At 64.0% G+C, this 22,571-nt stretch carries 20 protein-coding genes; 19 read left to right on the top strand and 1 reads right to left on the bottom strand.

Features of this window, described 5'->3' with window-relative positions; all coding sequences use genetic code 11:
- Positions 1-104: 104 nt before the first annotated feature.
- From lepA to DBR47_RS15070, 12 genes are all read left to right on the top strand, one after another.
- Complete coding sequence (gene lepA / locus DBR47_RS15015; protein ID WP_124451458.1) at positions 105-1,913, top strand: translation elongation factor 4; 1,809 nt, start codon at positions 105-107, stop codon at positions 1,911-1,913.
- 36 nt (positions 1,914-1,949) lie between these two features.
- Positions 1,950-2,924: a signal peptidase I gene (gene lepB / locus DBR47_RS15020; RefSeq protein ID WP_124451460.1), complete on the top strand. Its 975-nt coding sequence runs from the start codon at positions 1,950-1,952 to the stop codon at positions 2,922-2,924.
- A 64-nt stretch (positions 2,925-2,988) separates the two neighbouring features.
- A complete protein-coding gene (locus tag DBR47_RS15025) occupies positions 2,989-3,396 on the top strand; it encodes a DUF4845 domain-containing protein (protein ID WP_124451462.1) in 408 nt (135 codons plus the stop codon).
- A gap of 37 nt (positions 3,397-3,433) precedes the next feature.
- Positions 3,434-4,150, top strand: coding sequence for a ribonuclease III (gene rnc / locus DBR47_RS15030; RefSeq protein ID WP_124451464.1), 717 nt, complete (start codon positions 3,434-3,436; stop codon positions 4,148-4,150).
- A 119-nt stretch (positions 4,151-4,269) separates the two neighbouring features.
- Entirely contained in the window at positions 4,270-5,202 is a 933-nt protein-coding gene (gene era / locus DBR47_RS15035) for a GTPase Era (RefSeq protein ID WP_124451465.1), read from the top strand.
- An 18-nt stretch (positions 5,203-5,220) separates the two neighbouring features.
- On the top strand, positions 5,221-6,000 hold the full coding sequence (gene recO / locus DBR47_RS15040) for a DNA repair protein RecO (protein WP_124451467.1): 780 nt from the start codon (positions 5,221-5,223) through the stop codon (positions 5,998-6,000).
- Positions 6,001-6,033: 33 nt separating this feature from the next.
- On the top strand, positions 6,034-6,831 hold the full coding sequence (locus tag DBR47_RS15045) for a pyridoxine 5'-phosphate synthase (protein ID WP_124451469.1): 798 nt from the start codon (positions 6,034-6,036) through the stop codon (positions 6,829-6,831).
- Positions 6,828-7,364 carry a GNAT family N-acetyltransferase gene (locus DBR47_RS15050; RefSeq protein WP_124451471.1) on the top strand — a complete coding sequence of 179 codons (537 nt, stop codon included), beginning with the start codon at positions 6,828-6,830 and terminating at the stop codon, positions 7,362-7,364. The genes DBR47_RS15045 and DBR47_RS15050 overlap by 4 nt, the downstream gene beginning before the upstream one ends.
- Complete coding sequence (acpS, locus tag DBR47_RS15055; protein ID WP_124451473.1) at positions 7,361-7,756, top strand: holo-ACP synthase; 396 nt, start codon at positions 7,361-7,363, stop codon at positions 7,754-7,756. Before DBR47_RS15050 ends, acpS begins: the two co-directional genes overlap by 4 nt.
- Positions 7,757-7,761: 5 nt before the next feature.
- A complete protein-coding gene (gene nagZ / locus DBR47_RS15060; protein ID WP_124451475.1) occupies positions 7,762-8,847 on the top strand; it encodes a beta-N-acetylhexosaminidase in 1,086 nt (361 codons plus the stop codon).
- Positions 8,848-8,929: 82 nt separating this feature from the next.
- Positions 8,930-9,445 (top strand): peptide-methionine (S)-S-oxide reductase MsrA, encoded by a 516-nt coding sequence (gene msrA, locus DBR47_RS15065; protein ID WP_124451477.1) that lies wholly within the window; start codon positions 8,930-8,932, stop codon positions 9,443-9,445.
- Positions 9,442-10,929 (top strand): YdiU family protein, encoded by a 1,488-nt coding sequence (locus DBR47_RS15070; protein ID WP_124451479.1) that lies wholly within the window; start codon positions 9,442-9,444, stop codon positions 10,927-10,929. The genes msrA and DBR47_RS15070 overlap by 4 nt, the downstream gene beginning before the upstream one ends.
- A 207-nt stretch (positions 10,930-11,136) precedes the next feature.
- Here the strand turns inward: DBR47_RS15070 and DBR47_RS15075 are convergent, their stop codons facing one another.
- Positions 11,137-14,235, bottom strand: a complete 3,099-nt coding sequence (locus DBR47_RS15075) for an Rne/Rng family ribonuclease (protein WP_124451481.1) — start codon at positions 14,233-14,235, stop codon at positions 11,137-11,139.
- 949 nt (positions 14,236-15,184) lie between these two features.
- On the opposite strand from DBR47_RS15075, the gene DBR47_RS15080 reads away from it, so the two are divergent.
- The 7 genes from DBR47_RS15080 to kdpB all read left to right on the top strand — a co-directional run bounded on the left by DBR47_RS15080 (position 15,185) and on the right by kdpB (position 22,558).
- Positions 15,185-16,129 (top strand): RluA family pseudouridine synthase, encoded by a 945-nt coding sequence (locus DBR47_RS15080; RefSeq protein WP_370454923.1) that lies wholly within the window; start codon positions 15,185-15,187, stop codon positions 16,127-16,129.
- Between the two features lie 10 nt (positions 16,130-16,139).
- Positions 16,140-16,799 (top strand): HAD family hydrolase, encoded by a 660-nt coding sequence (locus DBR47_RS15085; protein ID WP_124451485.1) that lies wholly within the window; start codon positions 16,140-16,142, stop codon positions 16,797-16,799.
- Positions 16,792-17,184 carry a Rieske 2Fe-2S domain-containing protein gene (locus DBR47_RS15090; protein WP_124451487.1) on the top strand — a complete coding sequence of 131 codons (393 nt, stop codon included), beginning with the start codon at positions 16,792-16,794 and terminating at the stop codon, positions 17,182-17,184. The genes DBR47_RS15085 and DBR47_RS15090 overlap by 8 nt, the downstream gene beginning before the upstream one ends.
- Before the next feature lie 37 nt (positions 17,185-17,221).
- Positions 17,222-18,259, top strand: coding sequence for a S49 family peptidase (locus DBR47_RS15095; protein ID WP_124451489.1), 1,038 nt, complete (start codon positions 17,222-17,224; stop codon positions 18,257-18,259).
- 278 nt (positions 18,260-18,537) lie between these two features.
- Positions 18,538-18,627 (top strand): K(+)-transporting ATPase subunit F, encoded by a 90-nt coding sequence (gene kdpF / locus DBR47_RS15100; RefSeq protein ID WP_082679719.1) that lies wholly within the window; start codon positions 18,538-18,540, stop codon positions 18,625-18,627.
- A gap of 1 nt (position 18,628) precedes the next feature.
- Entirely contained in the window at positions 18,629-20,425 is a 1,797-nt protein-coding gene (gene kdpA, locus DBR47_RS15105) for a potassium-transporting ATPase subunit KdpA (RefSeq protein ID WP_124451491.1), read from the top strand.
- A gap of 9 nt (positions 20,426-20,434) precedes the next feature.
- Entirely contained in the window at positions 20,435-22,558 is a 2,124-nt protein-coding gene (gene kdpB / locus DBR47_RS15110; protein WP_231512328.1) for a potassium-transporting ATPase subunit KdpB, read from the top strand.
- Positions 22,559-22,571: the final 13 nt, after the last annotated feature.

The raw sequence follows: 22,571 nt of genomic DNA on the forward strand, positions 1-22,571 counted from the left end.
TTACGGCACGGCCCCTTCAGGGCCTTCACATCGCTGCGCGATATGAGCCTCCAACGCAAGGGCTTGCGCCCTTGTAACTTCCGCTCCGCGCCGCAGAAGACAGCATGAACCACATCCGTAATTTCTCCATCATCGCCCACATCGACCACGGCAAGAGCACGCTGGCAGATCGCATCATTCAACGCTGTGGAGGTCTGTCGGACCGCGAGATGGAAGCGCAGGTGCTGGACTCGATGGACATCGAGCGCGAGCGCGGCATCACCATCAAGGCCCAGACTGCTTCTCTGCAGTACAAGGCCAAGGACGGCAAGACCTACAACCTCAATTTGATCGACACCCCCGGGCATGTGGACTTCTCCTACGAAGTCAGCCGCTCGTTGTCGGCCTGCGAGGGCGCGCTGCTGGTGGTCGACGCCAGCCAGGGCGTGGAGGCGCAGACCGTGGCTAACTGCTATACCGCACTGGATCTGGGCGTGGAAGTGGTGCCGGTGCTGAACAAGATGGACCTGCCCAGTGCAGACCCGGACAACGCCAAGGCCGAGATCGAGGACGTGATCGGCATCGACGCCACCGACGCGATTCCTTGCAGCGCCAAGACCGGCATGGGCATCGATGAGATTCTTGAGGCGGTGATCGCGCGCATGCCCCCGCCGCAAGGCGTGGTCGAGGCGCCCCTGCGCGCCATGATCATCGACAGCTGGTACGACGCCTATGTGGGCGTGGTGATGCTGGTGCGGGTGGTCGACGGCACGTTAAAGAAGGGCGAGCGCATCCGCATGATGGCCTCCGACGCCGTCTACCCGGCCGAGCATCTGGGCGTGTTCGCGCCCAAGTCCGAGAAGCGTGATCAGCTCAATGCGGGTGAGGTGGGCTTTGTCATCGCCGGTATCAAGGAGTTGCAGGCCGCCAAGGTCGGCGACACCATCACGCTGGAAAAGAAGCTGCCCAACAATCTGGGTCCGGCCGAAGCGGCCTTGCCCGGCTTCAAGGAAATTCAGCCCCAGGTCTTCGCCGGTCTCTACCCGACCGAAGCGAGCGAGTACGACCAGCTGCGTGATGCGCTGGAAAAGCTCAAGCTCAATGACTCCTCGCTGCGCTACGAGCCCGAGGTGTCGCAAGCCCTGGGCTTTGGCTTCCGCTGCGGCTTCCTGGGCCTGCTGCATATGGAGATCGTGCAGGAGCGACTGGAGCGCGAGTTTGATCAGGACCTGATCACCACCGCACCCAGCGTGGTTTACGAGGTGCTGCTCAACGACGGCACGGTGATCGAGGTTGAGAACCCCTCCAAGATGCCCGAGCTGGGTCTGATGCAGGAGATCCGCGAGCCCATCGTGACCGTGCATCTCTATATGCCGCAAGACTATGTTGGCCCGGTGATGACCCTGGCCAATCAGAAGCGCGGCAACCAGATCAATATGGCCTACCACGGTCGTCAGGTCATGCTGACCTATGAGATGCCGCTGGCCGAAATCGTGCTGGACTTCTTTGACAAGCTCAAGAGCGTCTCGCGCGGCTATGCCTCCATGGACTATGAGTTCAAGGAGTACCGCGCCTCTGATGTGGTGAAGGTGGACATTCTGATCAACGGCGACCGGGTCGATGCTTTGTCCCTGATCGTGCACCGCCAGCAAAGCCAGTTCCGCGGCCGCGGTGTGGCCGCCAAGATGCGCGAGCACATTCCGCGTCAGATGTATGACGTGGTGATCCAGGCCGCCATTGGCTCCAACATCATCGCCCGCGAGAACATCAAGGCCTTGCGTAAAAACGTGCTGGCAAAATGCTACGGCGGTGACATCACGCGTAAGCGCAAGCTGCTCGAAAAGCAGAAGGCCGGCAAGAAGCGCATGAAGCAGGTGGGCTCCGTGGAAGTGCCGCAGGAAGCCTTCCTGGCCATTCTGCAAGTCGACGATTGATCAGCAACCGAACCCTAAAAACGAAGACGACGATTGATGAGTGCTCTGACCGGAATTCTTTACGCCGTCCTCGCGGCTTACCTGGGCGGCTGGTATACCGGCTACTGGAGCGGCAACTTCTCGCTGCTGCTGTTCATCCTGACCATGGTCACGCTGGCCTTCTGGCTGGCTGAGCGATTCCATTTCGCGCCGGCCCGGGCCAAGGCCGCGGCCGACTTGCTGGAGAACGATGCCAAGCGTCGCCAGACCCTGGCCGCGCAGGGCATTGCCCGCGTCGATGGTGATGTGGAAGTGGCGCGTCAGCAAGTCCTGCAGCAACCCTGGTGGATGGACTGGACCGCAGGTCTCTTCCCCGTCATCCTGATCGTCTTCCTGCTGCGCTCCTTCTTGTTCGAGCCCTTCAAGATTCCCTCGGGCTCCATGGTGCCGACCCTGCTGGTGGGCGACCTGATTCTGGTGAACAAGTTCCACTACGGCGTGCGCTTGCCGGTGATCAATAAAAAGATCATCGCCAACAACGAGGTGAAGCGCGGCGACGTGATGGTGTTCCGCTTCCCCGAAGACACTAGCGTGGACTTCATCAAACGCGTGGCCGCGATTCCTGGCGACGAGGTCAGCTATCTGAACCAAAAGCTCTACGTCAACGGCAAGCCCACCGAGGTTCAGCCTCAGGGCGACTTCTACGACGAGAGCTCCATGTCCTACCGTCCGCGCTTCCTGGAGAAGCTGGGCGAGAAGGAGCATCAGATGCTGGTGGACCCCAATCGTCACCCGATGTTCCATCCCGATCGCAAGGACGGCCCTTTCCCCTTCCAGGAGAACTGCAAGTACAGCCCCGAGGGCGTCACCTGCAAGGTGCCGGCGGGCTACTACTACATGCTGGGTGACAACCGCGACAACTCGCGCGACTCCCGCTACTGGGGCTTTGTGCCGGATGAGAACATCGTCGGCAAGGCCTTCTTTGTTTGGATGAATTTCGGTAATCTCAAGCGCATCGGCGCCTTCAACTGAGCCGCGCTTGCCTCCCAACCCCCGCTTTTTGCAGACCCGCTTTCACAACACAGGAAATCCAGTCATGCCTCAGAACGGCCTCGCAGTGACACACCGCCCGCGCACCCTGGCTTCGGCCCCGGCTCGGGCAGGGCAGCGCGGTATCAGCCTGTTTGGGCTTTTGTTTTGGGGCGTGATCTTGGCTTTTGTGGGTGTGCTGGCAGCGCGCGTCTTCCCCACGGTGCTGGAGTACTACACCATCCAGCGCGTCATCAATCGCATCGCGAGCGAGAACCCGGCCACCGTGCCGGCCGTGCGCGCCGATTTCGAGCGGGCCCGCCAGATTGAGTATTCCATCGTCAGCATCACAGCCTCCGACCTCGAAGTTGGCAAGGAAAACGACAAGGTCAAGATCAGCTTTGCCTACGACAAGCAGATCCCCTTGATGGGCCCGGCGTATCTGCTGATCAAGTACGAGGGCAGCTCGCGTTGACCCCCAGTCTTTCGGAATTGATTTTGTTTCAGTCGCCATGAATCCGCAGCTCGCCTCTCTTCAGCAACGCCTGGGTTATCGCTTTAGCCAGCCTGAGCTGCTGACCCGTGCGCTGACGCATCGCAGCTTTGGTGCGGACCATAACGAGCGCCTGGAGTTCCTCGGCGACGCGGTGCTGAGCCTGGCCGTCTCCAGCCTGCTGTACGAGCGCTTTGCCGGTTCGGACGAAGGTGACCTGACCCGCATCCGCGCGCATATGGTGCGCGAGGACAGCCTGCACCGCCTGGCCCTGAGCCTGGATTTGCCTCGGGTTGTGCGCCTCTCGGAAGGCGAGGCCAAGGGCGGTGGCGCGCAGCGCGCCTCCATCCTGGCCGATGCGGTCGAGGCCTTGATCGGTGCCACCTTTGTCGACGGCGGCTATGCCCCGGCGCTGGAGCTGGTGCGCAAGCTCCTGTCCGATGTCATCAACCAGGCCGCGCAGGCCGGTGGTGGGGAGAACTGGGGCAAGGACGCCAAGACGGCTTTGCAAGAATGGTTGCAGGCCCGCCGACTGGCCGTGCCCAGCTACACCATCACCGAAACCCGTGGCCAGGCCCATGCCCAGACCTTTGAGGTCGAGTGCGCCGTGCCTTCCCTGAGTTTGAGCCGTAAAGGCGAGGGGCGTTCGCGCCGCGTCGCCGAACAGGATGCGGCCCGCCGCATGCTGGATGAATTGATTGCACGCGACAAGCCAGGCTCAGGCCTGCGAGATTGATGCCTGCCTCCCCGCCTAGCTCACCCCTGCTGCAGCCTGCCCACCGGCCGGCCAGCGCTCAGGGTGGCGCCGAGGCGGCCCCTAAGTTTTTCTGAGAGCGGCCACAAGCCGTCCACCCCATGACCGAATCCACCCTGCCTCCCGTCACCCCCAGCGGAGAGGGCCAAGAGCCTGCCCAGCGTTGCGGCCTGATCGCCATCGTGGGCCGCCCCAATGTGGGCAAGTCCACCCTGCTCAATGCCCTGGTGGGGCAAAAGGTCAGCATCACCTCGGACAAGGCTCAGACCACCCGCCACCGCATCACCGGCGTGCGCACGGTCGATGAAGCGCAGTTCGTCTTCGTCGACACCCCCGGCTTCCAGATGAAGCACAACGCGGCTCTGAACCGCAATCTGAACCGCACGGTGCACAGCGTGCTGGGTGATGTGGACCTGGTTCTTTACGTGCTGGAAGCCGGCCGTTTCGGCCTGGACGATGCCAAGGTCTTGTCCCTGCTGCCGGAAGACAAGCCGGTGGTGATGATCGCCAACAAGCTGGACGCCGTGAACCGCCGCGCCGAGCTGGCACCTTGGCTCAAGAGCATGCAGGAGCGGCGCAACTTCGCCGAGTTCGTGCCGCTCTCGGCCAAGAAAGAGGCCGATGTGGCGCGGCTGTTCAAGATCCTCAAGCCCTATCTGCCCGAGCAGGGCTGGTTCTACGAAGAGGACGCACTGACCGATCGCTCAGAGAAATTCCTGGCCAGCGAAATCATCCGCGAGAAGCTGTTCCGCCTGACCGGCGATGAGCTGCCTTACACCTCCACCGTCGTGATCGACAAATGGGAAGACGAGGGCGAGCTGCGCCGCATCTCCGCCTCCATCGTGGTGGAGAAAGACGCCCACAAGGGCATGATCATCGGCCAGGGCGGTGAGCGCCTGAAGCGCATCGGCTCCGAGGCCCGCCAAGAGCTGGAGCATCTCATGGACGGCCGTGTCTTCCTGGAGTTGTGGGTCAAGGTCCGCTCCGGCTGGGCCGACACCGAAGAGCATCTGCGCTCCTACGGCTACGAGTAAAGCCTTCTCGCTGCCCTGATGGCCCGCGTTGCCCGCCCACCGGCCGTTCAACAAGCCTTCGTCCTGCATCAGTACGACTGGAGTGAGACCAGCCTGGTGTTGGACTTGTTCACCCGCGAGCAGGGCCGTATCGCCGTGGTCGCCAAGGGCGCCAAACGGCCGTACTCGCAGCTGCGCGCCGTGCTCCTGCCTTTTCAGCGCATCCAGGTGACCTTGTCCAAGCCGGGCAAGACCTCGGATGGCGGCAGCGCCGAGGTCGTGACCCTGCGCGGGGCCGAATGGGCCGGCGGCATGACCTTGCCCACCGGTGCCGCGCTGTTCTCTGGTTATTACCTCAACGAGCTGCTGCTCAAGTTGCTGGCTCGGCAGGACCCGCACCCCCAGCTCTTCGACGCTTACGCCGACACCATTCCTCAGCTGCATGCGCAGGAAGATGCGCAATCGCAAGCCGCCTTGCGCGCTTTTGAGCTGCGCCTGTTGCTGGAGATTGGCCTGCTGCCCGATCTGAGCCTGTCCACCATCACCCAGGCGCCGCTGGATGCGGGCCGGAGCTATATGCTTAGCGCCGAAGCTGGCGTCTTGCCCCATGCCGGCGAGGCCGCGGCCTTCAGCGGCGCCAGCCTGATTCAGCTGCAAGCCGCCCTGCTGCATGGCAGCAGCGCCGCCCTGCAATATGCCTGTGGGTCTTGCTTAGCCCCGCTGCGCCAAAGCCTGCGCAGCCTGCTTCACTATCATCTGGGCCAAAAGCCCTTGCGCACCCGCCAGGTGATGGTGGATGTGCAAAAGCTCATCGATTGATCGAACGACACGCTGTAGAAAAGAAAGCCACCTATGAATCCCTTGGTCGCCCCCGAGTCCAGCTCCCACCATGCCGCCGGCGGCCGCTGCGCCTTGTCGGTCAACGTCAACAAGGTGGCCTTGCTGCGCAATACCCGCCATCTGGGCATCCCCAGCGTTGTGCGCGCGGCCGAGGCCTGTTTGCTGGCCGGGGCGCAAGGCATCACCGTGCACCCGCGGCCCGACGCCCGCCACATCCGCACGCAGGACGTGCATAACTTGGCCGAGCTGCTGCGTCGCGACTGGCCGCAGGTGGAATACAACATCGAGGGGAACCCGACCCAGAACCTGATGGACTTTGTGCGTGAGCTGCGCCCTCATCAGGTCACTTTTGTGCCCGATAGCGAAGACCAGTTCACCTCCGACCACGGCTGGCAATTCCCTGCCGATCTGGAGCGCCTGGCGCCTCTGGTGGCCGAGGCCAAGGCCCTGGGCGTTCGCGTCAGCTTGTTCATGGACCCTGTGCCCGAGGCCATGGCCTTTGTGGCGCAGTTGGGTGCTGATCGGGTGGAGCTTTACACCGAGACCTTCGCCAGCTCTTATGGCACAGAGGCCCAAGCCGCCGTGCTGGCCGGCTTCACCCGCACGGCCGAAGCGGCCTTGGCCGTGGGTCTGGGCGTGAACGCCGGCCATGATTTGAATCGCGACAACCTAACGGCATTCCTGCGCGCCGTGCCCGGCGTGCAAGAGGTCTCCATCGGCCACGCCTTGATCGCCGACGCCTTGGAGCTGGGCTATACCGAGACCGTACGCGAGTACCAGCGCTGCATTCAAAAGGCCTACCTCGGATGAACTTCTTTGCTGCTACGCAGATGCGGCCGGGTCGGCCCGCTGACGCGCCGCGCATCGCGGCCTTGGCGCGCTGGGTTTGGCTGAGCAGCTATGCCGATCAAGGCGTCAACGAGGCCTCAGCGGCCTATTTGCGCGAGGCCTTTGACGAGCAGGCCCTGCGCCGCGCCCTCGATCTGGGTCGCCACTGGGTGCTGGAGCAGGGCGAGATGCTGCAAGGCTGGGCCCAGCTCAGCGAGGCCACTGAGTGCCCGGCGGAGCTGCCCCAGGGCAGTGAGTCGGCCGTGGAGTTGCAGCGTCTCTACATCGCCCCGCCTTGCGTGGGCCATGGCCTGGGTGCCCGCCTGCTGCGTCAGGCGCGGCAGGAATGGCCCGAGCGAGCGCTCTGGCTCAGCAGCTGGGAAGGCAATACGGGGGCCCTGCGTTTTTATCGCCGTGAGGGTGCGCAGCTGTGGGGCGAGAGCTGGTTCGAGCTGGATGGCCAGCGCCATCGCAATGAGGTCCTGGGCTGGCCGGCGCTGGAGCAAAGCGCATGATTTACGGCATAGGCACCGACATCTGCGACATCCGCCGCATCCGCGAAACCTTGGCGCGGCGCGGTGAGCGCTTTGCCGAGAAGGTCTTGGGCCCGCATGAGCTGGCGGTGTTCCGCGAGCGCAGCGAGCGCGTGCCAGCGCGCGGCATCAGCTATCTGGCCACCCGCTTCTCGGCCAAGGAAGCCTTCTCCAAGGCGATTGGTATGGGCATGCGCATGCCTATGACCTGGCGCGACTGCGAGATCGTCAAGGCCGTCAGCGGCAAGCCCGAGATCCGTCTGCATGGCGAGTTAGCAATCTGGTTTGAGGCCAAGGGCTTGAAGGCGCATGTCAGCGTGACCGACGAAACCGAATATGCCGCCGCCTTTGTGGTGGTGGAAACGAAAGATTGATGAAGATGCAAGACACTCCCCACGCCCCCGTGGTGCTCGACGTCGCGGGCCTCGCCCTGACCGAAGTCGAGGCGCAGCGCCTCACCCACCCGCTGGTCGGTGGCCTGATTTTGTTCGCGCGCAATTTTGAGAGCCGCGCCCAGCTGGTGGCGCTGACCTCCAGCATCAAGGCGATTCGCCCCGACATCTTGATCGCCGTCGACCACGAGGGCGGCCGGGTGCAGCGCTTCCGCAGCGACGGCTTTACCCATTTGCCTGCCATGCGCGCGCTTGGCGAGTTATGGATGAAGGACGCCATGCGCGCCACCGAGGCCGCCACCGCCAGCGGCTTTGTGCTGGCGGCCGAGTTGCGCGCCTGCGGTGTGGACTTCAGCTTCACGCCGGTGCTGGATCTGGATCATCAAGACGCGGCCGGCGCCTCGCTCAGCCGCGTCATCGGCGAGCGCGCTTTTCATAGCGACCCGCGGGTGGTCAGCGTCCTGGCCAAGAGCCTGATGCAAGGCCTGCTGCTGGCGGGCATGAGCAGCTGTGGCAAACATTTCCCCGGCCACGGTTTTGTGGCGGCCGACAGCCACGTCGATGTGCCGGTGGACAAACGCAGCCTCAAAGCCATTCTGGCGGCGGATGCCAAGCCTTTTGAGTGGCTGTCCCTGAGCCTTTCGGCCGTGATGCCCGCCCATGTGATCTACCCCAAGGTCGATAGCCGCCCGGCCGGCTTTAGCCGTCGCTGGCTGCAAGAAGTGCTGCGCGAGCGCCTGGGCTTTGGCGGCGCCATCTTCAGCGACGACCTAGGCATGGCGGGTGCCCGCGTGCTGGAAGGCCGGGCGATCGGCTACACCGAGGCGGCCCTGGCTGCGCTCGACGCGGGTTGTGATCTGGTGCTGCTGTGCAATCAATCGGCGGTGGAGGGCGGTGCTGCCATCGACGAGTTGCTGGCTGGCCTGAGCCAGGCGCAGGCCTCAGGGCGCTGGACACCCGAGCCGGATAGCGAATCCCGCCGCCTGGATCTGCTGCCCCAGACCGTGCCCCTGACCTGGGATGAATTGATGCGCAATCCGCGCTATCTGGCGGCGGTCGAACGCCTGGCCTGAGGCCTTGGGAGTAATCGCCCGTGCTCGGCAAGGCCTTGCTGCCTGGTGTACTTTCGGGCCTGGTCAAGTGAGGACAAACGACATGAGCAGTTTTGAAAAAGCCATACTCGCCGGCGGTTGCTTCTGGGGCATGCAGGATCTTGTGCGCAAAATGCCCGGCGTCATCAGCACGCGCGTGGGCTATAGCGGCGGCGATGTGCCCAACGCCACTTACCGCAATCACGGCAGCCATGCCGAGGTGCTGGAGGTTCTGTTTGACCCCATGCGCCTGAGCTTTCGTGAGCTGCTGGAGTTCTTCTTCCAGATCCACGACCCCACCACGCCCATGCGCCAGGGCAATGACCTCGGCAGTTCCTACCGCTCGGCGATTTTTTACACCTCCGATGAGCAAAAGCGGGTGGCGCTGAACACCATCGCCGACGTCGAGGCCTCGGGACTCTGGCCCGGCAAGGTGGTGACGGAGCTGGCCCCCGCCGGCCCCTTCTGGGAAGCCGAGCCCGAGCACCAGGACTATCTGCTGCGCAAACCCGATGGCTACACCTGCCACTTTGTGCGGCTGGGCTGGAAGCTGCCCAAGCGTCAAAGTTCAGCGGAATGAGTGCGCAAGTCTCCGCGCCCCAAATCCAGTTCGACAACAGCTATGCCCGTGATCTGGTGGACCTGTATGTGGACTGGCAGCCCGCGGGCTCGCCCCGTCCCCAGCTGATTCGCCTCAACACAGTTCTGGCCGAGGAACTGGGACTGGACGCCCAGGCCATGGCCTCGCCGGCAGGTCTGGCCCTACTCGCCGGTAATCAAGTGCCTGCCGGGGCTCATCCTCTGGCCCAGGCCTATGCTGGCCATCAGTTCGGCCATTTCTCACCGCAACTGGGTGACGGCCGGGCCCTGCTGCTGGGTGAGGTGATCGACACCCAGGGCTGCCGCCGCGACATCGCCTTCAAGGGCTCGGGGCGCACGCCGTTCTCGCGCGGTGGCGATGGCCTGGCCGCGCTGGGGCCGGTCTTGCGCGAGTACCTGCTGGGCGAGGCCATGCACGCGCTGGGCATCCCCACGACCCGCGCGCTGGCGGCCGTGGCCACCGGCGGGCAGGTGATGCGCGACCGTCTCTTGCCCGGCGCCATCCTGTGCCGGGTGGCGGCCAGCCATCTGCGCGTGGGCACTTTTGAATTCTTCGCCGCTCGGCAGGATGAAGAGAAGTTGAGGCGCTTGGCCGACTATGCGATTCATCGCCATGACCCGGCCTTAATCGAGCTACCCGAATCCGAGCGTTATGCCGGTTTGCTCGACGCCGTCATCCGTCGCCAAGCCGCCTTGATTGCACAGTGGATGGGCGTGGGCTTCATCCACGGGGTGATGAATACCGACAATATGACGATCTCGGGCGAGACCATCGATTACGGCCCCTGCGCCTTCATGGAGCATTACGACCCGCAGACGGTGTTCAGCTCCATCGACAGGGGCGGCCGCTATGCCTTTGGCAATCAGCCCAAGATCGCGCAATGGAATTTGGCCCGCTTTGCTGAGAGCTTGCTGCCGCTGATAGCCACCGATCAGGACCGCGCCCATGAGCGTGCCCTGGCATTGCTGCATTCCTTTGTGCCGCACTACGAGCGTGAGTGGCGGGCGCTGCAACAGGCCAAGCTGGGCTTGAAGGGGCAGGGCGAGGCCGAGCTGGCGCTGGCCGCCGACTTCCTGGCTCTGCTGCAAAGCCATGCCCTCGACTACACCCTGGCGCACCGCCGCCTGGCCGATGCGGCTGCGGGCAATGAAGCGCCGCTGCGCCAGTTGTTCGGCACGGCCGAGCCCGAGCTGCAAGCCTGGTTGAGCCGCTGGTATGAGCTAACGCAGCATGGCGACGCACAGGCCAAGGCCATGCGCCGCGTCAACCCCATCTACATCCCGCGCAATCACCAGGTCGAGGCGGCGCTGACGGCAGCGGTTGAGGCGAGTGACTTCGCCCCTTTCGAGCGCCTCTTGGAGGTGTTGGCCAAGCCCTTTGAGGAGCGGGCCGAAGACGCCGCGTACGCCGAGCCCGCTGCGGCCTCGGTGACGGCCTGCTACAAGACTTTCTGCGGCACCTGAGCCAGGAACTTGTCCGCAAATAGCCTGGGTCGGCTGGCGGGCGCTGGGTAATTCTTCGCCGGCTTGGGTGGCGCCGCTAGCCACCCAGCGGCGGATCTTCTTCACGAAAAAAAGCCGCCGGGCTTTGCAGCGCGGCGGCTTGATCGATCAGAAGTCCAGCTCAAGCTGGACTTGCTGCTGTTCCGGGCCTTGGGCCCGGGGGTGCTTTCAGGCTTCGAAAGGCAGCTTGATCTGGGCCAGATCCTTGCGGGTCTCGACCAGCACCAGCGGGCCTTCGTCGAGCACCACCACGGGCTTGGGCTCGCGGGGCACATGGACGGGCTTAGGCTCGGCCGCAATCGCTTCCTGCGCGGCGCGGATCTTCTCGGCATCCGAGTTGACCCACTGCAGACCGCTGCCGGCGGCAATGGCTTGCAGCTCATCAATGGCCAGCACAAAAGCCGGTTGCGCAGGGGCTGCGGGAGCGGCCACGGGTGCAGCGACTTCGGCAACCACGACCGCTGCGGCGGCCACAGGAGCGGCGATCGGCGCGGCAACGCTGGCGGCGGGAGCTTCCACCACCGGGCTGCTCGTCACTTCGGCAGCAGGCGCTGCGGCGGCTTCCGTGCCCGTGCTCAGGGGCAGGGCGGCTTGCTCTTGCGTGCCGGCCTCATCGGCCGGGCGCTCGGCGCGCTCGCCACGTTCGCCACGCTCGCGCCTAGGGCCACGATCGCGGCCGCGATTGCGTCCACCACGGCCGCCACGGCCCTCAGTTGCATCACCGGCTTCGCCAGTTTCAGCGGCTTCGCCAGACTCATTGCCTTCCACGCCTTCGGCTTGGCTGCCGGCTGCTTGGTTCTCGGCATTGGCGTCCTGAGCTTCGCTGCCTTCGACCGCCTGGCCTTCCTCACGCTCGCGACCATTGCGACGACGACGACGGCCGCGGCCTTGACGCTCCTCGTTGCTGGCGCCGTTGTCGGCGTTGCCGTCACCCTCGGTCTGTGCGACTTGCAGGTTCTGGCTGTCGACAAAGCCCGGGGCTTCCTGGGCGGCGTTCAGTTGCTGCTGTGTTTGCTCGTCGGCAGCACGCTCGGCGCGAGGCTGACGCTCGCCACGGGGGCGGCGGCCGCCTTCCACGCGCTCGCCGCCACGGTCTGCACGGTCATTGCGTTGGGTTTGCTCGTTAGCGGCTTGGCCTTCGGGCTTGGCTTCGCTGCCGCGCTCGGCACGGGGTTCACCGCGGCGGTTGCCGTTGCGATCACCACGCTCAGGGCGTTCCGCGCGCTCGGGGCGTTGGCCTTCGGGGCGCTCACCGCGGGCTTCTTGCGGCTTGCCGCCTTCGCGGTTGGCATCACGGTTGGCATCGCGGCCACCTTCACGCTTGGCATTGCGATCACCGCGCTCGCTGCGTTCCGCACCGGCGCGCTCGCCACCACGGCCACGGCCGTCGCGACCCTCACGACCTTCGCGGCCACCGCGAGCACCGTCACGGCCACCTTCGCGCTTGCTGCGCTCACCGCGCTCGCCACGCTCAGACTTGTCGCCAGCGGCGGGCTTGCTTTCCGTCTTGGCCGGGGCGGCTGCCGGTGCGGGCGCGCCGAACAAACCCTTCAGCCAGCTGAAGAAGCCACCGCTGTTGGCGGGGGCTGCGGCTGCCGGGGCGGCGCTGGCCTTGGCTGCTTCGGTCTTGGCCGGGGCTGCCGAGGGCATGGGCGCGGGTTGCTCGGGCAGGATGCCCTTGATCACCGGCTCTTGCTTGCTGCGGCCCTTGTCCGAATCGCTGCGCCGGGTGATGCCCACCTCGTCTTGCTGCTCTTCGATCATGGTGTAGCTGGCTTGCAGGTTTTCCAGACGGGGGTCGTCGTGGCGCAGGCGTTCCAGCTTGTAGTTGGGCGTTTCCAGATGCTTGTTGGGCACCAGCAGCACGGTGACGCGTTGCTTCAACTCGATCTTGGTGATCTCGGTGCGCTTCTCATTCAGCAAGAAGGAGGTCACTTCCACCGGCACCTGCACGTGCACGGCGGCGGTGTTGTCCTTCATGGACTCTTCCTGAACCATGCGCAGGATCTGCAGCGCCGAGGACTCGGTGTCGCGGATGTGGCCGGTGCCGTTGCAACGCGGGCAGGTGATGTGGTTGCCTTCGCTCAGGGACGGGCGCAGGCGCTGACGCGAGAGCTCCAGCAGGCCGAACTTGCTGATGGAGGCGAACTGCACGCGGGCACGGTCCTGGCGCAGGGCATCGCGCAGGCGTTGCTCGACCTCGCGGCGGTTTTTGGACTCCTCCATATCGATGAAGTCCACCACGATCAGGCCGCCCAGGTCGCGCAAGCGCATCTGGCGCGCGATTTCATCGGCGGCTTCGAGGTTGGTACGGGTAGCGGTTTCTTCGATATCGCCGCCCCGGGTGGAGCGAGCCGAGTTGACGTCCACCGAAACCAGGGCTTCGGTGTGGTCGATCACGATGGCGCCGCCCGAAGGCAGGTTGACGGTGCGGCTGAAGGCGGTTTCGATCTGGTGTTCGATCTGGAAACGGCTGAACAGCGGTGCGTCGTCGCGATAGCGCTTCACGCGATGGCCTTGATCGGGCATCACGTGGTTCATGAACTGGTGGGCCTGTTCGAACAGGTCGTCGGTGTCGATCAGGATTTCACCAACATCAGCGGTGAAGTAGTCGCGGATCGCGCGAATCACCAGGCTGGATTCCTGGTAGATCAGGTAGGCGCCCTTGCCGCCCTTGGCCGCATCGTCGATGGCGGTCCAGAGCTTGAGCATGTAGTTCAGGTCCCACTGCAGTTCGGCGGCGGAGCGGCCGATGCCTGCGGTGCGAGCGATCAAGCTCATGCCCTTGGGGTATTCGAGCTGGTCGAGGTTTTCCTTCAGCTCTTCGCGGTCTTCGCCCTCGATGCGGCGCGAAACGCCACCACCGCGGGGGTTGTTAGGCATCAGCACCAGATAGCGGCCGGCCAGCGAGACGAAGGTGGTCAGGGCTGCGCCCTTGTTGCCACGCTCTTCTTTTTCGACCTGGACCAGCAGTTCCTGGCCTTCCTTGATCGCATCCTGCACGCGGGCGGTGCGCACGTCCACGCCTTCGCGGAAGTACTGGCGGGCGATTTCCTTGAAGGGCAGGAAGCCGTGGCGGTCTTCGCCGTAGTCGACAAAACAGGCTTCGAGCGAGGGCTCGACCCGGGTCACGACGGCTTTGTAGATATTGCCTTTGCGCTGCTCACGGCCTTCGATTTCGGTCTCGAAGTCCAGCAGCTTTTGGCCATCAACGATTGCGAGGCGCCGCTCTTCGGGCTGCGTCGCATTGATCAGCATGCGTTTCATTGACATCACTCCTCGCGCGCACAGCCGGTTGGCGGTTCAGGCCAGCCCGGGGCGCGCAGCATCACGAAGCCGCCCAAGCGAAAAAGTGCTTGCGCGGCAACACCAGATGCACGGGCAATGTTGAGGAACCGAGGAAGGAATCGCCCTGGACTGACCGTTCAACCGATGTCGTTTGCCGATATCGATCAGGAGGTCAGCGTTGGCGCGTGCGGCGTGACTTGCTTTGTTACTAGCCGATCCCGTGAACACGCCGCTCGGACCTGGGTCCGATGATGCGGCGCGGCCCGGCCACGGCGACGCGCTGCAGCCTCGCCGGCGTCTGGCCGGGGCTGCACACGGGTGCGGTGGGGGGTGAGGGGAGAGGAGGGGAACATCTGCGATGAAGTCGGCCGCTAATTCCAGATGGTCGGACCATGGGTCGACCCGCCTGGAATTCTTAAAAACCTTGTCTGTACCCAGCAGCGCCAGATCCATCTCTGGGCCCTGCTCGGTGTGGTTCGTTCTACATTGCTCTGCCGCGCTGCGCCAGGAGCCGCCTTGTCACTTGGGGACAAGGCCCTCTCCCAGTCGATGCGCGTTGCATCACCTTTTGTTGTTCGGGGCAAACATAACATCTGCCCCGACTCACCACCTGCTCACCGTAGCCATATTTGAAGTTCTATACAGCCCTTCGCCGGGTCATGCCCCGCGCCGGGTAAAATTAGACAAATCAAATACTTACGGCGGTTACGTGGTGAGCAACATTATAAGGGCGAAAGCCAGCGCGCCTGCCGCCGCGAAAACCCGAAGAATGGGCGGACAAAGCGGCGCAGTTCAGTCGCCGGGCAAAGCATTGCGCGGTGAGCGCGTACCAACTTCCAAGCCCAAAGCAGCGCTTCCTCGGCCTGTTTTGGCTGCGCAAGCGCCGTCTCCGGCCGCCGTCCCGGCGCCGGCGCCCGTGGTTCGGCGCGTGCTTGTCGACGAAGGCTCGGCGGGGCAGCGCCTGGATAACTTCTTGCTGCGCGAACTCAAGGGCGTGCCCAAAACGCATGTCTACCGCGTCATCCGGGCCGGTGAGGTGCGGGTCAACAAGGGCCGTGCCCATGCCGAAACCCGCCTGGAGCTGGGGGATGAGGTGCGCATACCGCCCGTGCGTCTGCCCGAGCGGGTGGTGGAGGAGGCCAAGGCCTTTGTGCCGGCACGCGAGTTCCCCATCGTGTTCGAGGACGATCATCTGCTGGCCGTCAACAAGCCGGCCGGCGTGGCCGTGCATGGCGGCTCGGGCGTCAGCTTCGGGGTGATCGAGCAGCTGCGTCAGGCGCGGCCGCAGGCCAAGTTCCTGGAATTGGTGCACCGCCTGGACAAAGAGACCTCCGGCCTGCTGCTGATCGCAAAAAAGCGCAGCGCCTTGGTGGACTTGCAAGACCAGTTCCGCGAACGCGAAACGGGCAAGACCTATGCGGCCCTGGTGTTGGGCGAGTGGCCGGAGAACAAAAAAGTCATCGACGTGCCCTTGCTCAAGTTCATAGGCAGCGATGGCGAACGCTGGGTGAGGGCGGTGGAGAACTCGCACGACCCGCATGCCGAACAGGCCAAGCGCTCGATCAGCCTGGTCAAAGTGGCGCAGCGCCTGCAAGGCCATAGCCTGCTGGATGTGACCATCAAGACCGGCCGCACCCACCAGATCCGGGTCCATCTGGCCCATGCCGGCCACGTCATCCTGGGTGACCCCAAGTACGGGGACTTTGAGCACAACCGGGCCATGGCGCGTGGCGCGCACAAATTCGACCGCATGTTTTTGCACGCCAAGCGTCTGCGCTTTGTGCACCCGGCCAGCAAGCAGGAGATCGAGTTGATGGCGCCGCTGCCCGAGGAATGCGCGCAGCTGCTGAGTGAGTTGAGCCTCAAAAAGTAATCTAGACAAGATGCGTCCCCAACGATTCGATCTGATCGCCTTCGACTGGGATGGCACCCTGTTCGATTCCACCGCCCTGATCACCCGCAGCATCCAGGCTGCGGCCGAGGATCTGGGCCTGCCCCGGCCCAGCGAACAGCAGGCCAGCTATGTGATCGGCATGGGCTTGCAGGCCGCGCTGGCCCACGCCGTGCCCGGCTTGGACCCCAGCCGCTATCCCGAGATGGGCCAGCGCTTTCGCACGCACTACCTGGCCGCTCAGCATGAGTTGACCCTGTTCCAAGGCACGCTGGAGATGCTGACGGCGCTCAAGGCCCGCCATCACTGGCTGGCCGTGGCCACGGGCAAGAGCCGTCGTGGCCTGGACGAGGCCTTGCAGACGGTGGAGTTGCGCGGCGTCTTCGACGGCACACGCACGGCTGATGAGACGGCCGGCAAACCCAATCCCACCATGTTGCTGGAGCTGATGCGCGAGTTTGGCGTCGAGCCCGAGCGCACCCTGATGATTGGCGACACCACCCACGATCTGCAGCTGGCCTTGAATGCCGGCGCCGCCAGCGTGGGCGTCAGCTATGGCGCCCACGATGCCAACACCTTTGCCGATTTGAGTCCCTTGCATGTGGCGCATTCGGTGCCCGATTTACACGACTGGTTGCTCCGCCATGCCTGATCAAGACAAAGCCGCTGTGCCGGCCATCGCGCTCTGCGCCTCCGAGGAATTGCAGGAGCGCGGCCGCGCTCACAGCTTTGATGTGCTGCAGTATCGCGAGCCCGCCCGCGCCTTCGCCCTGCGCTTTGAAGGCCAGGTCGTGGCCTATCTGAACCGCTGCGCCCATGTGCCCACCGAGATGGATTGGCAGGAGGGCGAGTTCCTCGATCGCGACAAAAAATACATCATGTGTTCCATCCACGGCGCGGTCTATGACCCGCTGACCGGGCGCTGCGTGACCGGCATGTGCGGCCGCATGGGCCTGACCAAGATCGAGGTGCAGGAACGCGAGGGTCAGGTCTATTGGTATCCTTCTCGCGATACCAAGCCGGTTTTTGAAGATTGAACGAATAACGAAATTGCCTGGAAGTTAGAGCGTATCCATGAACCCAAACGATGATCTGCCGCCGGCCATGCCGGACCCCGTCCTGCCGGCCGCAGCACAGACGAGCCCCGAGCCGACCGAGCCGGCACCTGCCCAGGCCAAGACTGGGGTGGCCGGCTACGAGGCCGTGCTGGTTCAGTTCGCGCGCGAGTACATGCAAGATCGCCGCAGCGAGCGCCGCTGGCGCACCTTCACCCGCATGTTTTGGCTGGCCTTGCTGGTGTTTGTGGGCTGGGCCCTGTTCTCGCAGCAGCACCACCACACCACGACGTCCAGCACGCCGCACACGGCCCTGGTCGAGGTGCGCGGCGAGATCGCAGCCGATACCGAGGCCAGCGCCGAGCTGCTGCTCTCGGCCCTGAAGCAGGCTTTTGAAGACCCGGGCTCGCAGGCCGTGGTCTTGCGCATCAACTCGCCCGGTGGCAGCCCGGTGCAGGCCGGCATCGTTTACGACGAGCTCAAGCGCCTGAAGGCCAAGCATGACAAGAAGGTCTATGCCGTGGTGGAAGAGATGTGCGCCTCTGGCGCCTACTACATCGCTGCCGGTGCCGATGAGATTTATGTGGACAAGGCCTCGGTGGTGGGCTCCATCGGCGTGCTGATGGACGGCTTCGGCTTCACTGGCCTGATGAACAAGCTGGGCGTGGAGCGCCGCTTGATGACGGCCGGCGAGAACAAAGCCATGCTGGACCCCTTCAGCAGCGTCAGCCCCAAACAGCAAGCCTATGCCCAGGCCATGCTGGATCAGATTCATCAGCAGTTCATCGCCGTCGTGCGTGAGGGCCGCGGCAAGCGCCTGCATGAAACGCCGGAAATCTTCTCCGGCCTGTTCTGGAACGGCGAGCAGGCCGTCAAGCTGGGATTGGCTGACGCCATGGGCAATCTGGACTTTGTGGCCCGCGAGGTCGTCAAGGCCGAAGAGGTGGTGGACTACACCCCGCGTGACAACGTCGCCGAACGCCTGGCCAAGCGCTTTGGGGCGGCCATGGGCGAGGGCGCCATCAAGGCGGTTCGCCAGCTGCCCGCGCTGCATTGATTTAGTTTTTATATTCGGCCTTCAGCAGGGCCCGCTTCGCAAGAGGCGGGCCCTGCTGTCGTTTTGACGCGCTCTTTATGAAATCTTGATACCGGCCCCTGCAGCTTCTACAGCAATCTGAGGCGTCAATTTTTATCCTCCTGAGCATCTCAACAGTTTTGTGAGCATGCAATGGATTGGATCTTTTTGGGCTTGAGCGCCGCGCTCTTTGCCCTGATGTTGGGCCTGGCGGTTCTGGGTGATCGCCTGGGTGATCGCCAAGCTGGGGGTGCCAAGGAATGAGCGCGCTCTATCTCTTGAGCGGCCTGGCTGCCGCCGGCCTGTTCGTGTATCTGGTCTACGCGCTCTTGCGCGCCGAGGAGTTCTGATATGAATGCCTTGGGATGGATCAATTTGGCCCTGTATATGGGCTTGCTGATCGCGGCCGCCTGGCCGCTATCGCGTTGGCTCGCCGCCGTCGCACAGGGGCGCTTGCCGCGCTGGATGCAGACGATTGAGGTGGGCTTTTACAAGCTGGCCGGCGTCAAGCCCGAGGAGGGCATGGGCTGGAAGCGCTATGCGCTGGGCCTGCTGCTGTTCAACTTCATCGGTGTGCTGGCGGCTTATGGCCTGCAGCGTTTTCAGGGTGTGCTGCCGCTGAATCCGCAAGGCTTTGGCGCGGTGTCGCCGGACTCGTCCTTCAATACCGCCATCAGCTTCGTCACCAACACCAACTGGCAAGGCTATGGCGGCGAGTCCACCATGAGCTATCTGACCCAGATGCTGGCGCTGACGGTGCAGAACTTTGTCTCGGCCGCCACCGGCATTGCCGTGGTGTTCGCGCTGATGCGGGGCTTTGTGGGCAAGAGCAGCCGCAGCATTGGCAATTTCTGGGCCGACCTGACTCGCATCACCTTGTGGATCTTGCTGCCTGTGTCCTTGGTGTTCGCCTTGTTCTTTGTCAGCCAAGGCGTGATTCAGAACTTCGACGCCTACAAAGACGTGACGACGCTGGAAGCCAACCACTATCAAACGCCCAAGCTGGGCGCGGATGGCCAGCCGCTCAAGGACGACAAGGGTCAGGTCTTGACCGAAGAGGCCGTCAGCTCGACCCAGCAATTGGCCATGGGCCCGGTCGCCTCGCAAGAAGCGATCAAGCTGCTGGGTACCAATGGCGGTGGCTTCTTCAATGCCAACTCGGCTCACCCTTTTGAGAACCCCACGCCCCTGTCCAATCTGGCGCAGATGCTGGCCATCTTCCTGATCCCGGCCGCGCTGTGCTTCACATTCGGTCAGATGGTGGGCGACAGCCGCCAGGGTGTGACGATCCTGGCCGCCATGAGCCTGATGTTCATCGTCGGCGTGATCGCCGCCACCAGTGCGGAGCAGGCCGGCAACCCCAGCTTGAACGCGTTGGGCGTGGATCAGCAGATGAGCCAGTGGCAAGCCGGCGGCAATATGGAAGGCAAGGAGACTCGCTTCGGTGTCAACGCCACTTCCCTGTTTGTGGTGGTGACGACCGGTGCCTCCTGCGGTGCCGTCAACTCCATGCACGACTCCATGACCCCGCTGGGTGGCATGGTGCCCCTGGTGATGATGCAGCTGGGTGAGGTGGTCTTCGGCGGCGTGGGCACCGGTCTTTACGGCATGTTGATCTTCGCCATGCTGGCCGTGTTTATCGCTGGTTTGATGATAGGCCGCACGCCCGAGTACCTGGGCAAGAAGGTTGAGAGCTTTGAGATGAAGATGGTGTCCATCGCCATCTTGGTCACGCCCATGGTGGTGCTGATCGGCACGGCCGTGGCGGTACTGGCCGACGCGGGCAAGGCCGGTGTGGCCAACCCCGGCGCCCATGGCTTCTCGGAAATCTTGTACGCCCTGACCTCGGCCGGCAATAACAACGGCTCGGCCTTCGCTGGCCTCTCGGCCAACACGCCCTTCTACAACACCTTGCTGGGTCTGGCCATGTGGCTGGGTCGCTTCGGCGTGATCGTGCCCGTGCTGGCGATTGCCGGCAGCCTGGGCGCCAAGAAGCGCATCCCGGTGGGCGCGGGCACCTTGCCCACGCATGGCCCCTTGTTCGTTGGCCTGCTGGTCGGTGTCGTGCTGCTCGTCGGCCTGCTGAACTACGTTCCCTCACTTGCTTTGGGCCCGATTGTTGAGCACCTGGTGCTTTGGAAGGCCTGAGGACAAATCATGTTGATGCAAACAAGCAATACAAAAGAAGCGCAAGAAAAGCAAACGCTGTCTCTGCTGGATCCGGTGCTGCTCAAGCCCGCCCTGGTGCAGAGCTTCGTCAAACTCAGTCCGGCGGCGCAATGGCGCAACCCGGTGATGTTTGTGGTGTACATCGGCAGCCTGCTGTGCACGGGGCTGTGGGTCTGGAGCCTCAGCAATCCGGCCGTGGCCGGGGCCGAAGGCTCGGGCTTCATGCTCAGCATCTCGCTGTGGCTGTGGTTCACCGTCTTGTTCGCTAACTTCGCCGAGGCCCTGGCCGAAGGCCGCTCCAAGGCGCAAGCCGCCTCGCTGCGTGGCTTGAAGACCAAGACCTGGGCCAAGAAGCTGGATCAGCCCAAGCATGGCTCCAAATGGCTGCCGGCTCAGTCCGATGAGCTGCGCAAAGGCCATGTGGTGCTGGTGGAAGCGGGCGACCTGATCCCGCTGGACGGCGAGGTGATCGAGGGCGTGGCCTCGGTGGACGAAAGCGCCATCACCGGCGAATCGGCCCCGGTGATCCGCGAGTCCGGCGGCGACTTCTCCTCCGTCACCGGCGGCACCCGCGTGCTGTCCGACTGGCTGGTGGTGCGCGTGGGTGTGAACCCCGGTGAGTCCTTCCTGGATCGCATGATCGCCATGGTCGAAGGCGCCAAGCGCCAGAAGACGCCTAACGAGATCGCTTTGACGATTTTGTTGGTGGCCCTGACCCTGGTCTTCCTGGTGGTGACCGCCACGCTCTTGCCTTTCTCCATGTTCGCGGTGGAAGCGGCGGGCGCGGGTACCGTGGTTTCCATCACCGCCCTGGTCGCCTTGCTGGTGTGCTTGATCCCCACCACCATTGGGGGTCTCTTGTCCGCCATCGGCGTGGCCGGCATGAGCCGCATGATGGCGGCCAATGTGATCGCGACCTCGGGCCGCGCGGTGGAAGCCGCTGGTGACGTGGACGTGCTGATGCTGGACAAGACCGGCACCATCACCCTGGGCAATCGCCAGGCCAGCAGCTTCATCCCCGCCCCCGGTGTGAGCGAGGCCCAGCTGGCCGACGCGGCTCAGCTGGCCTCCCTGGCCGATGAGACGCCCGAAGGCCGCAGCATCGTCGTGCTGGCCAAGAGCAAGCATGGCATCCGCGAGCGTGAACTGGCCGATATGCAGGCGCACTTCGTGCCCTTCACCGCCCAGACCCGCATGAGCGGCGTGGACTTCGGCGATGTGCTCTCGCCCACCCGCAGCATCCGCAAGGGCGCCGGGGACGCAATCCGCCGCCACGTGGAGTTGCTCGGAGGCAAGCTGGCGCAGGAGGTGCAAAGCGCCGTCGATGAAGTGGCACGCCGTGGCAGCACGCCCTTGGTGGTCAGCGAAGGTAACCGTGTACTCGGCGTGGTGGAGTTGAAGGACATCGTCAAGGGCGGCATCAAGGAGCGCTTTGCCGAGCTGCGCCGCATGGGCATCAAGACGGTGATGATCACCGGCGATAACAAGCTCACCGCAGCTGCCATCGCGGCCGAAGCCGGCGTGGACGATTTCCTGGCCGAAGCCACACCCGAGGCCAAGCTCAAGCTGATCCGCGACTACCAGGCCGAAGGTCGTCTGGTGGCCATGACCGGCGACGGCACCAATGACGCACCCGCCCTGGCTCAGGCCGATGTGGCTGTGGCCATGAACACCGGCACTCAGGCCGCCAAAGAGGCCGGCAATATGGTGGACTTGGACTCCAACCCCACCAAGTTGTTGGAAGTGGTGGAAACCGGCAAGCAATTGCTGATGACCCGCGGCTCGCTCACCACCTTCTCCATCGCCAACGATGTGGCCAAGTACTTCGCCATCATCCCGGCCATGTTTGTGGGCGTCTACCCGCAGTTGGCGGCCTTGAATGTGATGGGCTTGCACAGCCCCAGCTCGGCGATTTTGTCGGCTGTGGTGTTCAACGCCTTGATCATCATTGGCCTGATCCCGCTGGCCTTGAAGGGCGTGGCTTACCGCGCCATCGGCGCGGCATCGCTGCTGCGCCGCAATCTGCTGGTTTACGGCCTGGGCGGCCTGATCGTGCCCTTCATCGGCATCAAGATCATCGACCTGATCCTGGTCGCTGCCCATCTCGTCTGAGGAATCAAACACA

The organism is Paucibacter sp. KBW04 (assembly GCF_003852425.1).
Lineage (GTDB): Bacteria > Pseudomonadota > Gammaproteobacteria > Burkholderiales > Burkholderiaceae_C > Paucibacter_A.